The sequence below is a fragment of the Aureimonas glaciei genome (assembly GCF_014643375.1).
GTDB lineage: Bacteria > Pseudomonadota > Alphaproteobacteria > Rhizobiales > Rhizobiaceae > Plantimonas > Plantimonas glaciei.
Genome location: NZ_BMJJ01000001.1, coordinates 59,893 through 78,381, shown reverse-complemented (window position 1 = coordinate 78,381; position 18,489 = coordinate 59,893). Strand labels below are relative to the sequence as shown.

Sequence of the window (18,489 nt, the reverse complement as noted above, 5' to 3'; positions counted from 1 at the left end):
CTAGTTCCCTGTCCGGCGGACCCGCGCGATGAGGGCCTCGACATGTGCGATCGGCGTCTCCGGCGTGATGCCGTGGCCGAGGTTGAAGATCAAGGGCCCGGCGCCGAGAGTGTCGAGAATGCGGTCGACCCCCTCTTCCAGAGCCCGGCCGCCGGCGACGAGCCGGAGCGGATCGAGATTGCCCTGCACCGCGCCGCCCTGCTGCAGCTCGGCGCCGAAGGACAGCGGCACCGACCAGTCGAGCCCGACGGCATCAACGCCGGTCTTCTCGCGGTAGGTCTTTAGGAGCGGACCTGCCCCCTTGGCAAAGCCGATGATCTTGGCGCCGGGAACGGCTGCCCGGACCTTGTCGACGATCGCCCGCATCGGCGCCACCGAATAGGCCTCGAAGCTCGCCTCATCGAGGACACCAGCCCAGGAGTCGAAGACCTGGACGCAGTCGGCACCCGCCTGCAGCTGGCGGATCAGATAGTTCGCCGACATGTCGGCCAGCATCCAGATCAGTTCGGCCATCGCTTCGGGATGGTTGTAGGCGAAGAGCCGCGCCGGCGCCTGGTCGGGCGTGCCGTGGCCGGCGATCATGTAGGTCGCCACCGTCCAGGGCGCCCCGCAGAAGCCGATCAGCGTGGTCTCTGCCGGCAATTCCCGCCGCAGCCGGCCGACCGTCGCGATCACGGGGGCCAGATGCGTCTCGGCGCGGCTGGGATCGAGATCGGCGATCTCGCGCGCCAGGATCGGCGTCAGTTTCGGGCCTTCTCCCACGACGAAATGCAGGCCGCGGTCGAGGGCATCGGGGATCACCAGGATGTCGGAGAAGAGGATGGCGGCATCGAAGCCGAAACGGCGAATCGGCTGGAGGGTCACCTCGGTCGCCAGATCCACGTCATAGCACAGATCGAGAAAGCCCCCGGCCTTTTCGCGAACCGCCCGGTATTCCGGCAGATAGCGGCCGGCCTGTCGCATCAGCCACATCGGAGGCGGAAACCCTGTTTCTCCCTCGAGGACCCGCATCATCAGGCGCTTTTCCATGCGGTTTCGCTCCCTCTTTCTTAAAGAAAAGTTTCTATCGAAATTGATTGTTATTCTAAGAGTCGGTGAATAGCCGGAATTCACAGGAGCGGGAAGCTGGCGGGTTCCCGAGGCGACAATCCGATGGCTGGGGAGGGGTGGGCGAAGGGCATCGGCCGATCCCGGGGGACAACCGAACTTGCTCTTATCTGGCAGTGGTTTGGAAAGTTTCCAGACGGGGGAAGAGCGGGGGAGCGGTTTGCGGCAGATTTGTCGCAGCCAAAACCGTCCCCGTAGTTCACAAGGCGATCTCGGCCTTGCCCACAGCGAACGGGATTGTTGATATGTCGGGGGTTATGCCTGGTGGAACGAGGCCGACGCCGGACCCTTGGGATAAGTCGGCCGTCGTCAACAGGGGGCCGAGAATCGCGGGGGTTGTTGCGATGGCGGCTTGCGTCCGGCGCGCGAATCGAGTCGCGTTTGCCGAGGCACCTCTTTCCCAGACCTGCATTAAGCCAGACGAATCTGAATAAAGTTTTAAGGGAAATCCCATCGTGACCAAGGGCATCATCCTCGCTTCCGGCAGTGCCTACCGGCGCGACATCCTGCGCAAGGCGGGCGTCGACTTCACCGTCGAGGCGTCGACCCTGGACGAGCGGGCCCTGGAAGCGCCCTTGCAGCAGTCGGGCGCCTCGCCCGAGGACGTTGCCTCTGTGCTGGCGGAGGCGAAAGCCGTCGACGTTTCCGCGCGCCATCCCGGCTTTCTCGTCATCGGCGCCGACCAGACGATGTCGCTCGGCGACACCGTGTTCCACAAACCGGTCGACAAGGAAGGCGCGCGGCGGACCCTCCTCGCGCTCTCCGGCAAGACGCACCGGCTGAACAGCGCCGTGGTGCTCGTGCGCGACGGGGTGGTGCTCTGGCGCCATGTCGGCATCGCCGAGCTCACCATGCGCGATCTCGATCCCGGTTTCATCGGCCGCTATCTCGCGGCGGTGAAGGAGCGGGCCTACAGCAGCGTCGGCGCCTATCAGATCGAGGCGGAGGGCATCCAGCTGATGGAGCGCGTCGACGGCGACATCTTCACCATCATCGGCCTGCCGCTGCTGCCGCTGCTCAAGGAGCTGCGGGCGCTGGGCGAGATCGACGGCTAGACCCTCCCCATCGGCGACGGACATCGCCACCTTTCGCAGGACTTGAAGGAATGGATCCCGCATGACCCGCCATGTCTTCGCCGACGACGAGAGCCAGCCCACCGCCATCGAGGGCCCGCGCGCCTTCGTGACCGGTTGGCCGGTCTGGCGCTCGCGCTCGCCGCTGATCCACGGCACCTGGCTGAAGCAGTTCGCCCTGCCCGGCGCCTACGAGCGGGTCGGCGTTCCGCCCGAAGAGGTCGGTGAGTTTCTGGAAAGCCTTGCCGCGAGTGGCTATGTCGGCGGCAATGTCACCCTTCCGCACAAGGAGACGGTCTTCGCCGCCCTCGAGCGGCGCGATGCCGCCGCCGAGGCGATCGGCGCGGTCAACACGCTCTGGTTCGAAGAGGGCAGGCTCACCGGCGGCAATACCGACGCCTACGGCTTTGCCGCCAATCTCGACGCGCTCCTGCCGGGCTGGGATGCGGCGGAAGAGGCCCTGGTGCTGGGCGCCGGTGGGGCGGCACGGGCGGTGGTGTTCGCGCTGCTGGAACGCGGCGTGCGGCGCGTGCGCCTCGTCAACCGCACGCCGTCGCGCGCGATCGCGATGGCCGAGAGCTTTGGACCAAGGGTTTCCGGCCATGGCGAGAACGCGCGCGAAACGCTGATGGCCAGCGCCGATCTCCTGGTCAACACGGTGCCGGTGCCGGCGAAGGATGCCGACGAGGCAAAATACGGCTGGGCGCCGCCTTTGCCCGACCTGTCGGCGCTGCCGGACCGGGCGCTGGTGACCGACATCGTCTACGTCCCGCTGGAGACGCCGACGATCAAGGCGGCGCAGGCGCGCGGCCTGAAGACCGCCGACGGGATCGGCATGTTGCTGCACCAGGCGGTGCCCGGCTTCGAGCGCTGGTTCGGGCAGCGGCCGGTGGTCGACGACGCGCTGCGGGCGCTCGTCGTGGCGGACATCGAGCGAGAATGATCATCCTCGGCCTCACCGGATCGATCGGCATGGGCAAGTCGGCGACGGCATCCCTCGCCGAGGCCGAGGGCGTTCCCGTGCATTCCGCCGACGCGGCCGTCCACCGGCTCTATGCCGGCGCCTTGGCGGCGCCGATCGAGGCGCTGTTTCCCGGCACCGTGCGCGAGGGCGTTGTCGACCGCGAGGCGCTGGCCAGCCGCGTCCTCGGCGACGCAGAGGCGATGAAGGCCCTGGAGGCGCTGGTCCATCCGGCGGTCCGGGCGGAGGAAGCGGCCTTTCTCGAGAAGTGCCGGGCAGCGGGCGAAAATCTCGTCATCCTCGACGTGCCGCTGCTGTTCGAGTCCGGCCGGGCCGGAGATGTCGACAGGATCCTCGTCGTCTCCGCGCCGGCCGCCGTGCAACGCAAGCGCGTCCTCGCGCGGCCGGGCATGACGGCGGAAAAATTCGAGGCGATCCTCGCGCGGCAGATGCCGGACGCCGAGAAGCGGGCGCGGGCGGATTTCGTCATCGACACATCGAGGGGTCTGCCGGCCGCTGGCGAGGATCTGCGACGAATTCTCGCCGATCTTCGCGGTTCATCAAGAAGTTTGAGTACATAAGAAGAACATCGGCATTGGCTGGTGGACAATCGCTTCGGCCCCTTACCGCTCGCTTGAACTCCCGCCCTGAATTGGCGACACCGTTCAGCAACGGGGAAGAACCATGCGCGAGATCGTCTTCGATACGGAAACCACCGGGCTCGACTTTGCCGAGGACCGCGTCATCGAGATCGGCGCGGTGGAGCTGTGGAACCACATTCCGACCGGCCGCGAATGGCACGCCTTCGTCTCGCCCGGCACGCGCCGCGTCGATCCCGGCGCCTTCGACGTGCATGGCATCTCCAACGATTTCCTGAAGGACAAGCCGGGCTTTGCCACTGTGGTCGAGGAGATGCTCGACTTCTTCGGCGACGCGACGCTGATCGCCCACAACGCCTCCTTCGACATGCGCTTCCTCAATGCCGAGCTCGCCCGCGTCGGCAAGCCGCCACTCGATCCCGGCCGCATCGTCGACACGCTGCAGATGGCGCGGCGAAAGTTCCCGATGGCGCCGGCGACGCTCGACGCCCTGTGCTCGCGCTTCTCGATCGACACGTCGAAGCGCGACAAGCACGGCGCGCTCGTCGATTCGCTGCTGCTCGCCGGCGTCTATATCGAGCTGATCGGCGGGCGGCAGGCGGCGCTCGGCCTCGTCTCCGCCCACCAGGAAGAGCAACGCGACGCCGATGGCGCGGTGATCCGCATCCTGCCGCGTCCGGTGCCCCTGCCGTCGCGCCTCTCCGCCGACGAGGCGGTGCGCCACCGCGCCTTCGTCGAAACGCTGGGTGCCGAGGCGCTGTGGCTGTCGATCCTGCCGGCGGACAGTGCCGAGGCGGCCGTCGGCTGATCGAGCCGGCGGGAACGGGCGCGGCCCAGGACCGTTTTCCTCTCAGCAGAGGAGATCCATGCCATGACCGTGAACGATCGAGACAGCCAAGGCCGCGCGGGCGCCCTTTCGTCCAACCCGACGCCGGTGCCGGCCGACGGGGCGAATACCGTCCAGGCTCCCGACGCGCCCCTGCCGGAATCGGAAGGATTGGCGTCGCATTTCGTACGGCGAACCGATAATGATTTTCATGGTATCGACGATCCCAGCCTGATCGGCCAGGACATCGGCGACGATCTCGTCGACGAGAACGGCGATCCCATCGAGGAATGATGGCTATCCGGTAAAGGGTAGACGTCTATCCCGAGCTGAAACGTGCTGGTTGCCCGCTCCCGACACATTGCTGCTCAGCAGGTGGCCAGGGGTTTAACGCCGGCGCTTGGCCCGCTGCAGCGCTTCGGCTCGTGCGGCGGCCGCTTCGAGTTGCTCCAGCAGCACCGCAATGTCCTCCGGCGACAGCGCCGCGATGGTTTCGGCCAGCCGGTTGGCGAGCTTCGTGGCCTGTGGGCTGAGGCCGGCGGTTTCGACGCTGACTTTCGGATGCGACAACGCCGACAGGCGCTCCAACTCCTCCGCATCGTCCCAGATGACATTGAGATAGCCGATGATCCGCTGCAGCATCTGCCAGGTCGGTCGGCCGCGGCGGCCGTGTTCGAGGGCGGAGAGATAGGCGCTGGAAATGCCGAGCGCCTTGGCCATTTCGGCCTGGGTGACCCCCCGTTCGCGGCGCAAAGCGCGGATTCGTTCGCCGAAGGGGGTCATGCGCGAGTGGTTTCCATCGAAGGGGCGGGGCTGGCAGGCGAAGGGGCCCGGACGGGAGTGGCCCAGGCCGGCGATCTTCGCAAAGCGGACCGGCGCTGGCAAATCGGCTGCGCGGTGCCGACCTACCGCCGCCTGACGCGGACATAGAAGGCACCCTCGCCGCCATGACCGCGCTCGGCCGGCTCGAAGCCCGCCACCAGCGGCCGGAACTCGGCCGTGTCGAACCAGTGCGGCAGCGAGCGCTTGATCACGCCGCGCGAGCCGAAGGAGGCGCCGCGCCCGGTGATGACGAGGACATGCCGCATCCCGTCCGCCTGCGCCCGCCGGAGGAAACCCAGCAGGGCATAGTGGGCGACGATCTGGGTCTTGTCGTGCAGGTCGATCCGCGCCTCGATCGGCAGCCGGCCCTTGCCGAGTTTTCTCGTCACCGGGCGCTCGATCGGATGCAGCGGCGGCACCTTCCTTTTCAGCGCCGGCGCCTGGTAGGCCGGCATCAAGGTCTTCGGCACCGGCAGGGGCGCCGGGAGGGTCGGTGGCGACACCGGTTCCACCTTCGGCACCGCTGCCATGGCGGCCGCGATACGGCGCACGATCGCCTTGGGAAGCGCCGCCTTCTTGGCGCGGCTCGGCGAAGTCGGCACCGCGGTGGGTTCGCCGGCCACGACGTCCGGCAGATGCTTACCGGGCAAAGGCTGCGTCTGGCGGGCGACGCCGGCCCATAGCCGCGCCTCCTCCTCGCTGAGGGCCCGGCGCCGTCTCATCGGTCGAGCGCGTCGGCAAGCGCCGTCGGCAGCAGCAGGAAGAAATTACCGGGATGACGAACGCGGCCCGCCTCGCGCCCCGCCGCTTCGCCGGAGCCGACGAAGATGTCGGCCCGGGCGGGTCCGAGGATCGCGGAGCCTGTATCCTGGGCGATCATCAGCCGCCGGAACGGCGCGCCCGCCAGCGTCAGCGCCGGCGCGTCGATGAAGAAGGGCGTGCCAAAAGTGTGCAGCAGCCGGTCGACGGCGATCGAGGCCATCGGGGTCAGCGGCACTTTTGCCGCGGCCACAGGCCCTAGCGTCTCGTCCTCCACCGCCGCCTCACGGAAGAAGATGAAGGAGCGGTTGCGGTCGAGAAGCCCGCGCAGCCTGGTCGGATGAGCGGCGAGCCAGGCGCGGATGCCGTCCATGTCGGCTTCGACCAGCGTCAGCTCCCCCTCCTCGACGAGGAGGCGGCCGATGGCGGTGAAGGCGTGGCCCGTTTTGGCGGCATAGGTCACGCGCAGCCGCCGGCCGTCGTCGAGGCGCAGCCGGGCGGAACCCTGGATATGGATGAAGAAGGCGTCGACCGGGCTGTCGAGCCAGGCGATCTCGAGCCCGCGGCCGGCGAGATAGCCCGCCTCGATCTGGCCGCGGTCGGGATATTCGTCGAGCCGGCCTGCCGCATCGCGCCGGGCGAAGCGGAAGGAGGCGTCGAGCCCTTCGGGTCGTGTGTCGTCGTCGACCTTCACGAGATCTTCGGGCGGACGGTAGAGCGGAAAGCGGAACCGCGCGTCCGGCACGAGGCGGGCCTCGACTTCCGGCTCGTAGTAGCCGGTCAGAAATCCCTGCCGTCCCGGCTCTTCGGGCGAGAGCAAGGCGGGGACGAAATGCGTCTGGAAAAACATCCGGGCCGTTTCGTCCGGCGCCGTCGCGGCTGCGAGAGCGGCCGGCCGAAAAGCGTCGGCCGTGATGCCGAGACTGCCGGTATCGACGGCTCCGGCGAGAAACTGCGCCGCCGACCGGCGAAAGGCGGCCAGAGCCGGGCGGTGATCGCCGTCGTCCCAGCCGGCGAGATCGCCGAAGTCGCGGCGGGACAGGAGCTTGGTCAGCATGGAACAGGGCTCACGGAAAAGGCGTCGCCGGCTCAGGCCGACTGGGTTTCCACGAGCTTCCAGTTCGGATCGCGCGAGCGCACGTCACGGGCAAAGGTCCAGACGTCGCGGACTTCCACCACCGTTTCCGGATCGCCATCGACCAGGTCGCCGGTGGCCGACGTCACCGAGGAGATCAGCTCCGAGACGAGGCTGACGGTGACCAGCGCCTCGCGCTCGCGCACCTCGGCCGAGACGATCTTGGCGTTGTCGATGCCGATGAAGGCCGAGGTCATCGTCTCGCCCCGGCTCTCGCGGTCGGCGATGGCGCTTTCGAAGCCCTGATACGCTTCCTGCGACAGGAGGTTGCGCAGGGTCTTGCGGTCGCCGGCGGCAAACGCGGTGACAATCATCTCATAGGCGAGCTTCACGCCCTCGAGGAACTGTTTCGCCGCAAACGACGGATCGACGTCCTGCACGCGCCGCAGCTGGGCATTGACGGGATCGCTCACCGGCACGAGCGCATCGATCTCGGCATAGGGCTCGACCGGCGTCACGTCGATGGTGGCGCCGTCGCGACGGTTCGGCAGGGTGATGACATTGCCCTGCTGCGTCGGTCCCTCGACCTTCTTGTCCGGCCGGGTGTACGGGTCAAAGGGCTGTCGCTCGTTGCCGGTCCGGCGGCCGAGAACGCTGCGCAGCTGAAACAGCACGATCGCCGCTACGATGATGAAGAAGATCGTGCCGAAGGTCATCGTGGTCCTGTTCCTGTCTGATCGGTCTGGGCCGGTATGGGTCGGGTCGGTTGCGCGCGGACCGATGCGGGCGATCCGCGAGCCTTGGCCCTTCATATAAGAAAGCCGGGGCCGCATTCAAATTGCTGTTCTGTGATCCTATCTGCTTTGTGACGATGATTTCGGGAAAAGTTCGATCTCGCCACGAAAGGGCAAGGGTTCGGGCGTGATGTCCGGGTCGATCGTCTCGACAAACCGGGAGAATTTCATGCCGCTCGCTTTGCTTCCCCTGCTGCTTCTGATCGTACCGATCCTGGAGATCACGGTTTTCATCCTGGTCGGCAACGTCATCGGGCTGTGGCCGACGCTCGGCCTCGTCGTCGGCAGCGCCATCATCGGCGCGCTGCTCTTGCGCTCGCAGGGCATTTCCACGCTCCTGCGCATCCAGAAGGAGGTTGCGGCGGGACGCGTGCCCGGCCGCGACATGGTGCACGGGGTGATGATCGTCGTTGCGGGCGTCCTGCTCCTGACGCCGGGCCTCGTCACCGACGCCGTCGGCTATCTCCTGTTCATCCCGGCCGTGCGCGAGGCCGGCTGGCGATTCCTGAAGAGCCGTGTCGTCGCTTTGCCGATGGGCGGTGGCTGGCGCCGGGCGCCGGACGCGCCATCCCGCCCGGTGGCGGGTGTCGTCGAGCTCGAGGTCGAGGAGTTCGAGCGCCGTCCGGCCTCGCCGGATTCGCCCTGGGTCGACGGTCGCGGCGGCACGCTTCATTGAGCGTCCGCGCGCGCGCCTTGTCGAAGCCGGGGAGGGCCGGGCGAAACTTGTCTCGCTGCGCCTGAAGTGTTAGCGCTCCCGCCACCGCGGCGGGTCCTCCAGGATCCGTGCCGGCTGCTGACGGTGCGGCGTGCGGAGCGATATCCAAGGCGGAGGCAGCCGCGTGGCGGTGCCTGTCCGACCAGAGCACGAAAAGCGGAGGCTATCCATGTCCGACATCGACCAGGCGCCGAACGGCGCCATTCCTGCGGCGCAGGCGCCGACGATCAACATCCTCGCCCAGTACATCAAGGACTTTTCGTTCGAGAGCCCGAACGCGCCGGCGGCGCTGCGCAACCAGGGCAAGGCCCCGGGCATCAACATCGGCGTCAATGTCGGCGCCAATCCGGTCAATGCCGAGGAAGGCGACTACGACATCAAGCTGTCGCTGACCGCCAATGCCGGCGAAGGCAAGGACATGCTGTTCCATGTCGAGCTCGAATATGGCGGCGTGTTCCGGCTGCAGCATTTTCCGCAGGAGCACCTGTTGCCGGTGCTGTTCATCGAGTGCCCGCGCCTGCTCTTCCCCTTCGCGCGCCAGATCGTCGCCGACGTCACCCGCAATGCCGGCTTCCCGCCGCTGATGATTGACCCGATCGATTTCGCCGCGCTGTTTGCGCAGCGCATGGCCGAGGAGCGCGCCAAGGCGCAGGTCCAGTCGGCCTGATCCAGGCTTTCCAGAGGTCATGAAAAAGGGCGCCGCGGCGCCCTTTTTGCTGTCTGGTGTCTGCCGCCTGGCTCAGCCCTTGGGCAGGCGATAGGCGATGACGGAATCCCCGACCTTGGTGCCGAGCGAGCCGTGCCCGCCGGCGATCGCCAGCACGTACTGGCTGCCGTCGCGGCCCTGATAGGTCATCGGCGTCGCCTGGCCGCCGGCTGGCAGACGGCCCTTCCACAGCTCTTCGCCGGTCGTGACGTCGTAGGCCCTGAGATACTGGTCGAGCGTGCCCGACAGGAAGGCAACGCCGCTGGCGGTCATCATCGGACCGCCGAGATTGGGCACGCCCATCTTGAACGGCAGCGGGATGGGCGAGGAATCACGCACCGTGCCGTTCTTGTGCTGCCACAGCACCTTGCCGGTGGTGAGGTCGGCCGCGGCGACATAGCCCCAGGGCGGCGCCTGGCAGGGCAGGCCGAGTACCGAGGTGAAGGGGCTGAGCTCGACCGCGTAAGGCGCGCCGAAGTTTTCGTTCAGCGACGGCAGGGCCCCCTCCGGCTTTTCGCCGCCGTCCTGGACGTAGAGCGTCGTATCGTCGGCGCGCGGCACCAGCTTGGAGACGAAGGCGAGATAGGTCGGCGTGGTGAAGGCGATCTGACGGGCCGGATCGACGGCGACGCCGCCCCAGTTGAACACGCCGAAATTGCCGGGATAGACCAGCGAGCCCTCTTCCGACGGCGGCGTGAAGCGGCCCTCGTAGCGCAGGCCGGCCAGGGCGATGCGGCAGGCAAGCTGGTCGAACATGGTGGCGCCCCACATGTCCTTGCCGGTGAGTTCAGGCGGATCGAAGCTCAGGGCCGATTTCGGCTGCGTCGCGGCTGTGAAGTCGCCCTCCGCCGCGCCTTGCGGCGCCGGCAGTTCCACCACCGGCAGGATAGGCGTGCCGGTGCGGCGGTCGAGGACGAAGAGTTCGCCCTGCTTGGTCGGCTGCACCAGGGCCGGAACCGTCTCGCCCTTGACCGTGAGGTCGATCAGGCTCGGCTGGGCGGGGACGTCGTAGTCCCAGAGATCGTGGTGGACGGTCTGATAGACCCAGCGGACCGTGCCGCTGGCGATGTCGAGCGCCACCACCGAGGAGGAGAACCGCTCCACTTCCGGCGAACGGTTGCCGCCCCACTGGTCCGGCGGCTGGTTGCCCATGGGGATGTAGACCATGCCCAGCGCCTCGTCGACGGAGGAGATGGACCAGGAATTCGGCGAGTTCGGCGTATAGGTCTGGCCTTCCGGCAGAGGTGCCGTCTGGTCCGGCTTGGCGCTGTCCCAGGCCCAGACGAGGTCGCCGGTGTCGACGTCGTAGCCGCGGATGACACCCGAGGCCTCCGAGGTCGAGACATTGTCGAGCACCGTGCCGGCGACGATGATCATGTTGGCGGTGACGACGACGGGCGAGGTCGAGTAGTAGGCGCCCGGATTGACGTTCGGCATCTGCGACCACAGGTCGATCTGGCCGTCGCCGCCGCCGAAATCGGCACAGACGGCACCGGTGTCGGGGTTGAGGGCGATCAGCCGGCCGTCGGCCGTCGGCATGAACAGTTTGGCGCCGCAGGATGCCGTCGGTGCCGTGTTGGCGGCCACGGGCAGGGCGGGATCGGCCGGATCGCCGGCGGGCGCGGCCGGCGCCTCAGCGGCGGCGGGTGCAGTGTCCGGCGCCGGCGCCGCGGCGGGGGCGGCCGCGTTTGCCGTCGCTGCGGCATCGGCCGCGGCGGCGTGGTAGGACAGGCCGCGGCAGGTCAGGTGCTGCAGCGCCAGCTCGCCCTGGATCTTCGGATCGTAGCGCCAGAGCTCGGCGCCGGTGTCGGCATCGAGGGCGATGACATTCTGGTGCGGCGTGCAGAGGAACAGGCGGTCGCCGATCTTCAGCGGCGTCACCTCGAAGGTCGTCTCGACCGGGTCGCCCGGCTGCTTGGTGTCGCCGGTCTCATAGGTCCAGGCGGTCTCGAGCGAGGCGACGTTTGCCGGCGTGATCTCGGTCAGCGGCGAGTAGCGCTGGCCAAAACCGGTGCGGCCATAGGCATGCCATTCGCCGTCCGGAATGCCGGCATCGGGCACCGCGGCCGTGCGCTCGGGCACGCGCCCTTCGATGGCATGCAGGTCGGTGAACCAGGAGGACACGGCCACGACCAGCACCAGGCCGAGCGAGAGGGTCAGCGCCAGACCGCCGCCGCGCAGCGGCGAGGGGGGCGCTTCGGTCCCGTCCATCGCCGCACGCACATCGGGCACGAACAGCGCCCGGGTGACCCAGGGGGTCAGGAGCAGGAGGCCGAGGAGGAAGATCACGTCGCCGCGCGCCGCCAGCGGCCACCAGTCGAAGCCGACCTCCCAGAGGGCCCAGACGAGCGTGCCGGCCAGGAAGAGCGCATAGACCCAGAGCGCCGCGGGGCGCCGTGCCCACAGGAGTCCGGCGGTCGCGAAAAAGCCGAGAGCCGCGAAGGCGTAGTACCAGGAGCCGCCGAGGGTGATGAGCCAGAGGCCGCCGACGGCGTTGGCGGCACCGAAGAGGACCAGGAGGATGATGGCGACCCAGAGGGCGGGAGGACGACGGTGGAGCATCGGTTGAGTCCTTTGCGGTCTCGTGGCCTCGCCGGCGGCGGAAGCGGGCGTCATGCGGCGCGGTGACAGCGGCGGGGCCTACCGTGATCGGCGATGGCCGGCCCGCTCCAGGGGCCATCTAGTCGCCCCTTCGCCGGGGGCGAGGGTGCGGCGTCGGCTTTTTGCAATGCAGCAGATTCTCCGGGTGGCGCCGGGCCGGAGCGGGCGCCAGCCCAGCCCCGTCAGGCGCAAGAATGCGCTTGCGCGCAGAGCCCGTGCATTCTATATCAGAAGCTACTTCCCGCCTTTTGAGGCGCGGGCCGGCCTTACCGCCCCGCCTCTGCATTGCCGAAGCCGTCGCCTCGACGGCGATCCGCATCCCCACTTCCCATTGTCACAGCAGTCCCCCCGGTCAGATCTGACCCTGCGAGCGGGACGGAGCCATATAACCCCATGTCCGAAATGAAGCTTCAGGATCTGAAGAACAAGAAGGCCCCCGAGCTCATCGCCTTCGCCGAGGAGAACGGGGTCGAGAACGCACCGGTCCTGCGCAAGCAGGAACTGCAGTTCGCGATCCTGAAGAACCTCGCCGCGCAAGGGGTCGAGATCATCGGTGAGGGCGTCGTCGAAGTGCTGCAGGACGGTTTCGGCTTCCTGCGCTCGCCCGACGCCAACTATCTGCCGGGGCCGGACGACATCTACATCTCGCCGTCGCAGCTCCGGCGCTTCTCGCTGAAGACCGGCGACACCGTCGAAGGCCCGATCCGGAGCCCAAAGGACGGGGAGCGCTATTTCGCGCTGCTGAAGGTCAACACGATCAACTTCGATGACCCGGAGCGGATCAAGCACAAGAGCCATTTCGACAATCTGACGCCGCTCTACCCGAACGAGCGCTTCAACATGGAGCTGGAGAATCCGACCTCGAAGGATCTCTCCGCCCGCGTCATCGATCTCGTCGCACCGCTCGGCAAGGGCCAGCGCGCGCTGATCGTCGCGCCGCCGCGCACCGGCAAGACGGTGCTCTTGCAGAACATCGCGCATTCCATCACCGCCAACCATCCGGAGTGCTACCTGATCGTGCTGCTCATCGACGAGCGGCCGGAAGAAGTCACCGACATGCAGCGCTCGGTGCGCGGCGAGGTCGTCTCCTCGACCTTCGACGAGCCGGCGGTGCGCCACGTCCAGGTCGCCGAAATGGTCATCGAAAAGGCCAAGCGCCTCGTCGAGCATGGCCGCGACGTCGTCATCCTGCTGGATTCCATCACCCGCCTCGGCCGCGCCTACAACACCGTCGTGCCGTCCTCCGGCAAGGTGCTGACCGGCGGCGTTGACGCCAACGCCCTGCAGCGTCCCAAGCGCTTCTTCGGCGCGGCGCGCAACATCGAGGAAGGCGGCTCGCTGACGATCATCGCGACCGCCCTGATCGACACCGGCAGCCGCATGGACGAAGTCATCTTCGAAGAGTTCAAGGGCACCGGCAATTCGGAAATCGTTCTCGACCGCAAGGTCGCCGACAAGCGTATCTACCCGGCCATGGACATCTTGAAGTCCGGCACCCGCAAGGAAGAGCTGCTCGTCCCGAAGGCCGACCTACAGAAGATTTTTGTGCTGCGCCGGATCCTCGCGCCCATGGGCACGACGGACGCGGTCGAATTCCTGAACGACAAGCTGAAGCAGACCAAGATGAACTCGGACTTCTTCGACTCGATGAACACCTGATCGATAGCGCCTTCGATTCGGCAGCGGTCCGATCCCCATGGGGTCGGGCCGTTTTGCGTTGGGGTGAGGTGCGTTTTGACCTCAACGCTGTTCGGACGCTCGGCCCGGCTTGAACTCGTCCCGCGACCCGCCTTCAATCGACCGCGAGCAGCCATGGAGACCTCGATGACCGACCTGCCCGATGCCGTCCGCCGCGTGATCGACGATGCCCTGGCGAAGGGCCTCGCCCTCGCTGTTGTCGAGACCGCCGGGGCGCGCAGTGCCGCCGAGGCCGCGACTGCCGTCGGCACCAGCCCTGCCCGGATCGTGAAGTCGCTGCTCTTTCGGGGAGCCCGAACCGGGTCGCCCTTTCTGCTGCTCGTCTCCGGCGTCCACCAGGTCGACGAGGCGGGCATGGAGGCGGTCCTCGGCGAGCCGCTGGAGCGCCCGGACGCGGACTTCGTGCGCGCCGTCACGGGCTTTGCCATCGGCGGCGTTGCGCCCTTCGGAGCGTCGACGGCGATCCCCGTCCTGATGGACGAAAGCCTGTTTGAACACCCGACCATCTGGGCGGCCGCCGGCACGCCGCGCCACGTCTTCGAATGTGTGCCCCTGCAACTGCGCAGCGCGACAGGCGCCCGCCCCGTGCGGATCGCGTGAGCATGGCCGGGACGGTCGATTCGGCCGCGGAACGACAGGGTAGTGCCTTCGCAGCGGCGTGCGGGGCAGGCGAGGATCGAGCGTGACCACAGGCTTTCAGACCGAGACCATCGTCGCGCTCTCCTCCGGTGCTCTGCCCGCCGGAATCGCCGTGGTGCGCATCAGCGGGCCGGCCGCGCGAGAGGCAATCACGGCGCTGGCCGGGCCGCTTCCGCCTCCGCGCCGGGCCGTGCTCCGGCGCATCCGGGATGCCGCCGGCACCGAGATCGACCGCGGCCTGGTGCTGTTCTTCGAGGGGCCGGCCACGGTCACGGGCGAGGATCTGGCCGAACTGCATTTGCATGGCGGCCGCGCGGTCGTCTCCGCCTGCCTCGACGCGCTGACGTCGCTGCCGGGCGTGCGCCTCGCCGAGGCAGGCGAATACACGCGCCGCGCCTTCGAAAATGGCCGCATCGACCTGACCGAGGCCGAAGGTCTCGCCGATCTCCTGGCGGCAGAGACGGAAGCTCAGCATCGGCAGGCGCTGGCCCAGGCGGGTGGCAGCCTGCGCGCGCTGTACGAGGGCTGGATGCGCCAGCTGGTCGAGGCCCGGGCGATGCTCGAAGCCTCGCTCGACTTCGCCGACGAGGGCGATGTCGGCGAGGACGCGACCGATGCCGTCGCGCCGACCTTGGCGGGGCTGGCCGCGGCGATGGAGGCCCATCTCGCCGGCGCCCATCGCGGCGAAATCCTGCGCGACGGGTTTCGCGTGGCGATCATCGGCGCGCCCAATGTCGGCAAGTCGAGCCTCCTCAACGCCTTGGCCGACCGCGATGTCGCCATCGTCTCCGACATTCCCGGCACCACGCGCGACGTGATCGAGGTGTCGCTGGACCTCGCCGGCATCCGCGTCCGCTTCGCCGACACCGCCGGCCTGCGCGAAACGACGGATGCCATCGAGGCAATCGGAATCGGCCGGGCGGAGGCGGCCGCCGAGTCCGCAGACCTGGTCCTGCTGCTGCAGCCGGCCGATGCCGGCATGATTCACGTGAAACCGGACGAGCGGCGCGGCGCCACCCTTGTTGTCCGGACCAAGATCGATCTGGCACCCGGTGTTCGATTCGGCTCCGGAACATTGGGCGTGTCGACAGTCACCGGCGAAGGAATGGGCGCCTTGCTCGACGAGATCGCCCGGTCGGCGCGGGAGGCGGCCGGCGATCCCGCGGGCGTGGTGCCCGCCCGTGCGCGCCATCGCGAGATCGTCGCCGACGCGCTGCGGCTTCTGGCGGAAGCGCGGATGGCGCCGGCGGCAGAACTGCAGGCCGAAGCCCTGCGTCAGGTGACCGATCGACTGGGTCTCCTCACCGGTCGCGTCGGTGTCGAAGACCTTCTGGACGTGATCTTTTCGGCCTTCTGCATCGGCAAGTGACTCACGTGAAACACGGGTGAGGGCCGGGCGGCAACCGAGAGCTTCCATTGACAGAAACCCCGCCCTTCGGCTTAACCCTTGGCATGCAACACGATCCGAATCCTCGCCCGGCCTGCGACGTCGTCGTCATCGGCGGCGGCCATGCCGGCTGCGAAGCCGCGGCCGCGGCAGCAAGACTCGGTGCGCGAACGATCCTCGTCACCCACCGCTTCGACACCATCGGCGCGATGAGCTGCAACCCGGCGATCGGCGGCATCGGCAAGGGCCATCTCGTGCGCGAGATCGATGCGCTGGATGGGTTGATGGGCCGCGTGGCCGATGCCGCCGGGATCCAGTTCCGCCTCCTCAACCGGCGCAAGGGACCCGCCGTCCGCGGCCCCCGCACGCAGGCCGATCGCAAGCTCTATCGCGCCGCGATGCAGGCGGCGATCGCCGCGACCGACAATCTCACCGTCGTCGAGGGCGATGTCTTCGATCTCTCCCTGTCCGCCGACAAGGCGGTCACCGGCGTCGTCCTGTCCGACGGCCGCGAGATCGCCTGCGGCGCGGTGGTGCTGACCACCGGCACCTTCCTCTCCGGCCTGATCCACATCGGCGACCAGCAAATCCCGGCCGGCCGCATGGGCGAGGACCCCTCGCTCGGCCTGTCCGGCACGCTGCGGCGCCTCGGCCTGTCGCTCGGACGGCTGAAGACCGGCACGCCGGCCCGGCTCGACGGCACGACGATCGACTGGTCGGGCCTCGACATGCAGAAGGCCGACGACGAGCCGCAGCCTTTCTCCTATCTCACCACCCAGATCACCAACCGCCAGATCGAGTGTGGCATCACCCGCACCACGCCCGAGACGCACCAGATCATCCGAGACAATCTCGGCCGCTCGGCGCTCTATTCCGGCGCGATCGAGGGTGTCGGCCCGCGCTACTGCCCGTCGATCGAGGACAAGATCGTCAAGTTCGGCGAGCGCGACGGCCACCAGATCTTTCTGGAGCCGGAAGGGCTCGACGACGACACGGTCTATCCCAACGGCCTGTCGACCTCGCTCCCCGAGGACGTGCAGCAGCTCTTCCTGCGCTCCATTCCGGGACTTGAGCATGTCGTGATCCTGAAGCCGGGCTATGCCATCGAATACGACCATGTCGATCCGCGTGAGCTCCATCCGACGCTGGAGGTGCGCGCCGCGCGGGGCCTGTTCCTGGCCGGGCAGATCAACGGCACCACCGGCTACGAGGAGGCCGCGGCACAGGGGCTCTGGGCCGGGCTAAATGCCGCCCGCCGGGCCGGCGGGGCCGAGCCGGCGCGCATCGGCCGCGCCGACGCCTATATCGGTGTGATGCTCGACGATCTCACCCGGACGGGCGTCAGTGAGCCCTATCGCATGTTCACCTCGCGCGCCGAATTCCGCCTGTCGCTGCGGGCCGACAATGCCGATCGCCGACTGACCCCGATGGGTCTGTCGCTGGGCGTAGTCGGAGCATTGAGGGCCGACGTGTTCGCGGCGAGCGAAGCTGCGCTCGGCGAGGCGCGGCGCAGCCTTGAGGCGCTTTCCCTGACGCCCAGCGCCGGTGAGCGGCATGGGCTTCATCTCAACCGCGACGGACGCCCGCGCAGTGCCTGGCAGCTGCTGTCGCAGCCCGACATTGATCTCGCCCGCCTCGCCGCCATCTGGCCTGAGATTGCTGAAATAGGACCTTCGATTCGGGAGCGTATCGAAATCGAGGCGGCCTATGACGTCTATCTCGTCCGCCAGCAGCGGGACCAGGATCGCTTGCGGCGGGACGAGGCCGTGGCCATCCCCGCCGACTTCGATTTTTCGACCTTGCCGGGCCTCTCGAACGAGTTGAAGCACAAGCTCGCGCTCTACCGTCCGTCCAGCCTGGCGGAGGCCGAGCGGATCGACGGCATGACGCCCTCGGGCCTGGCGCTGATCCTGATTGGCATCCGCAAAGCCGCCCGGCGGGAGGTAGTCGATGCCGCGTGACGTCGAGCCCCCGCCGCGGCGTGCCGTGCCGCGGACGAAGAAGACGGTGCCCGTGGACGCCGCCGTCCTCGCCGCCGATCGCGCGGCGCTGCTGGCGCGCCGGTCTGTTTCACGTGAAACATTGGCGCGACTCGACCGCTACGTCGCGCTGCTGCTGGATTGGCAGTCCAAGACCAACCTCATCGCCCCATCGACCCTCGGCGAGATCTGGACCCGCCACATCGACGATTCCCTGCAAGTCCATGACCTTGCTCCCGCCGCTCGGCGCTGGTGCGACATGGGCTCGGGGGCTGGATTTCCCGGCATCGTTCTGGCCATCGCCCAGGCGGATGCGCCCGGCGCGCATGTCGACCTGATCGAGAGCAACGACAAAAAGGCCGCCTTCCTGCGGGCCGTGATCCGAGAGACCGGGATTTCCGCGACCGTGCACTCCAGCCGCATCGAGGATTCGGGCGCCGTCCTAGCCAAGGCCGAGGCCATCAGCGCGCGGGCCCTGGCCTCGCTGGACATCCTACTCGGCTTCGTTGCCGGCCACATTCGCCCCGAAATCCCCTGCTATTTCGCTAAGGGTGGGCAGCATTCTGAAGAAATCATTGACGCGTCGCGCCATTGGCGATTCACACTGGTCAAGCACGCGTCGGCGACGCGCGAGGATGCGGCCATCCTCGAAGTTTCCGCCATCGCCCGGCAGGATGCCGCGTCCTTGCCGGTGCGAGACGAGCCTGCGCCGGCTGTCGTTTCGATGCCGAAATAACGCGGAGGACGG

18 protein-coding genes are annotated in these 18,489 nt (G+C 68.0%); 12 read left to right on the top strand and 6 right to left on the bottom strand.

All coding sequences use genetic code 11. The features are described from left to right. On the bottom strand, positions 1 to 1,029 hold the full coding sequence (hemE, locus tag IEX88_RS00370; RefSeq protein ID WP_188848457.1) for a uroporphyrinogen decarboxylase: 1,029 nt from the start codon (positions 1,027 to 1,029) through the stop codon (positions 1 to 3). Between the two features lie 533 nt (positions 1,030 to 1,562). On the opposite strand from hemE, the gene IEX88_RS00365 reads away from it, so the two are divergent. From IEX88_RS00365 to IEX88_RS00345, 5 genes are all read left to right on the top strand, one after another. Beyond that, positions 1,563 to 2,162, top strand: a complete 600-nt coding sequence (locus tag IEX88_RS00365; protein WP_188848455.1) for a Maf-like protein — start codon at positions 1,563 to 1,565, stop codon at positions 2,160 to 2,162. A 61-nt stretch (positions 2,163 to 2,223) separates the two neighbouring features. Further along, on the top strand, positions 2,224 to 3,123 hold the full coding sequence (locus IEX88_RS00360; protein ID WP_188848453.1) for a shikimate dehydrogenase: 900 nt from the start codon (positions 2,224 to 2,226) through the stop codon (positions 3,121 to 3,123). Then, positions 3,120 to 3,722 (top strand): dephospho-CoA kinase, encoded by a 603-nt coding sequence (coaE, locus tag IEX88_RS00355; RefSeq protein WP_188848451.1) that lies wholly within the window; start codon positions 3,120 to 3,122, stop codon positions 3,720 to 3,722. Before IEX88_RS00360 ends, coaE begins: the two co-directional genes overlap by 4 nt. 103 nt (positions 3,723 to 3,825) lie before the next feature. Continuing rightward, complete coding sequence (dnaQ, locus tag IEX88_RS00350; protein ID WP_188848449.1) at positions 3,826 to 4,548, top strand: DNA polymerase III subunit epsilon; 723 nt, start codon at positions 3,826 to 3,828, stop codon at positions 4,546 to 4,548. A 63-nt stretch (positions 4,549 to 4,611) separates the two neighbouring features. Further along, a complete protein-coding gene (locus tag IEX88_RS00345) occupies positions 4,612 to 4,860 on the top strand; it encodes a hypothetical protein (protein ID WP_188848447.1) in 249 nt (82 codons plus the stop codon). A gap of 93 nt (positions 4,861 to 4,953) precedes the next feature. Here IEX88_RS00345 and IEX88_RS00340 read toward each other — a convergent pair whose 3' ends face one another. From IEX88_RS00340 to IEX88_RS00325, 4 genes are all read right to left on the bottom strand, one after another. Beyond that, the gene (locus tag IEX88_RS00340; protein ID WP_188848445.1) at positions 4,954 to 5,349 is read right to left on the bottom strand and encodes a helix-turn-helix domain-containing protein; all 396 of its coding nucleotides are present in this window, start codon (positions 5,347 to 5,349) and stop codon (positions 4,954 to 4,956) included. Between the two features lie 122 nt (positions 5,350 to 5,471). Next, positions 5,472 to 6,110 (bottom strand): Smr/MutS family protein, encoded by a 639-nt coding sequence (locus IEX88_RS00335; RefSeq protein WP_188848442.1) that lies wholly within the window; start codon positions 6,108 to 6,110, stop codon positions 5,472 to 5,474. Further along, positions 6,107 to 7,204 carry a murein transglycosylase A gene (gene mltA / locus IEX88_RS00330; RefSeq protein WP_188848441.1) on the bottom strand — a complete coding sequence of 366 codons (1,098 nt, stop codon included), beginning with the start codon at positions 7,202 to 7,204 and terminating at the stop codon, positions 6,107 to 6,109. The genes IEX88_RS00335 and mltA overlap by 4 nt, the downstream gene beginning before the upstream one ends. 32 nt (positions 7,205 to 7,236) lie before the next feature. Continuing rightward, the gene (locus tag IEX88_RS00325) at positions 7,237 to 7,938 is read right to left on the bottom strand and encodes a Tim44/TimA family putative adaptor protein (RefSeq protein WP_188848438.1); all 702 of its coding nucleotides are present in this window, start codon (positions 7,936 to 7,938) and stop codon (positions 7,237 to 7,239) included. 247 nt (positions 7,939 to 8,185) lie between these two features. Between IEX88_RS00325 and IEX88_RS00320 the strand changes: the two genes are divergently transcribed. Both IEX88_RS00320 and secB read left to right on the top strand, forming a co-directional pair. Beyond that, a complete protein-coding gene (locus IEX88_RS00320; RefSeq protein ID WP_188848436.1) occupies positions 8,186 to 8,692 on the top strand; it encodes an FxsA family protein in 507 nt (168 codons plus the stop codon). A gap of 208 nt (positions 8,693 to 8,900) precedes the next feature. Beyond that, positions 8,901 to 9,398: a protein-export chaperone SecB gene (secB, locus tag IEX88_RS00315; RefSeq protein ID WP_188848434.1), complete on the top strand. Its 498-nt coding sequence runs from the start codon at positions 8,901 to 8,903 to the stop codon at positions 9,396 to 9,398. Between the two features lie 72 nt (positions 9,399 to 9,470). Here secB and IEX88_RS00310 read toward each other — a convergent pair whose 3' ends face one another. Continuing rightward, positions 9,471 to 11,999 (bottom strand): glucose/quinate/shikimate family membrane-bound PQQ-dependent dehydrogenase, encoded by a 2,529-nt coding sequence (locus tag IEX88_RS00310; RefSeq protein WP_188848432.1) that lies wholly within the window; start codon positions 11,997 to 11,999, stop codon positions 9,471 to 9,473. 432 nt (positions 12,000 to 12,431) lie between these two features. Here IEX88_RS00310 and rho point away from each other — a divergent pair, with 432 nt between their 5' ends. From rho to rsmG, 5 genes are all read left to right on the top strand, one after another. Further along, positions 12,432 to 13,697 carry a transcription termination factor Rho gene (gene rho, locus IEX88_RS00305; RefSeq protein WP_188848430.1) on the top strand — a complete coding sequence of 422 codons (1,266 nt, stop codon included), beginning with the start codon at positions 12,432 to 12,434 and terminating at the stop codon, positions 13,695 to 13,697. 165 nt (positions 13,698 to 13,862) lie between these two features. After that, positions 13,863 to 14,336 (top strand): YbaK/EbsC family protein, encoded by a 474-nt coding sequence (locus IEX88_RS00300; protein ID WP_188848429.1) that lies wholly within the window; start codon positions 13,863 to 13,865, stop codon positions 14,334 to 14,336. 82 nt (positions 14,337 to 14,418) lie between these two features. Further along, positions 14,419 to 15,744: a tRNA uridine-5-carboxymethylaminomethyl(34) synthesis GTPase MnmE gene (mnmE, locus tag IEX88_RS00295; RefSeq protein WP_188848427.1), complete on the top strand. Its 1,326-nt coding sequence runs from the start codon at positions 14,419 to 14,421 to the stop codon at positions 15,742 to 15,744. 83 nt (positions 15,745 to 15,827) lie between these two features. Then, positions 15,828 to 17,723 carry a tRNA uridine-5-carboxymethylaminomethyl(34) synthesis enzyme MnmG gene (gene mnmG, locus IEX88_RS00290; RefSeq protein WP_188848425.1) on the top strand — a complete coding sequence of 632 codons (1,896 nt, stop codon included), beginning with the start codon at positions 15,828 to 15,830 and terminating at the stop codon, positions 17,721 to 17,723. Between the two features lie 52 nt (positions 17,724 to 17,775). Further along, on the top strand, positions 17,776 to 18,477 hold the full coding sequence (rsmG, locus tag IEX88_RS00285; RefSeq protein WP_244639749.1) for a 16S rRNA (guanine(527)-N(7))-methyltransferase RsmG: 702 nt from the start codon (positions 17,776 to 17,778) through the stop codon (positions 18,475 to 18,477). Positions 18,478 to 18,489 lie beyond the last annotated feature (12 nt).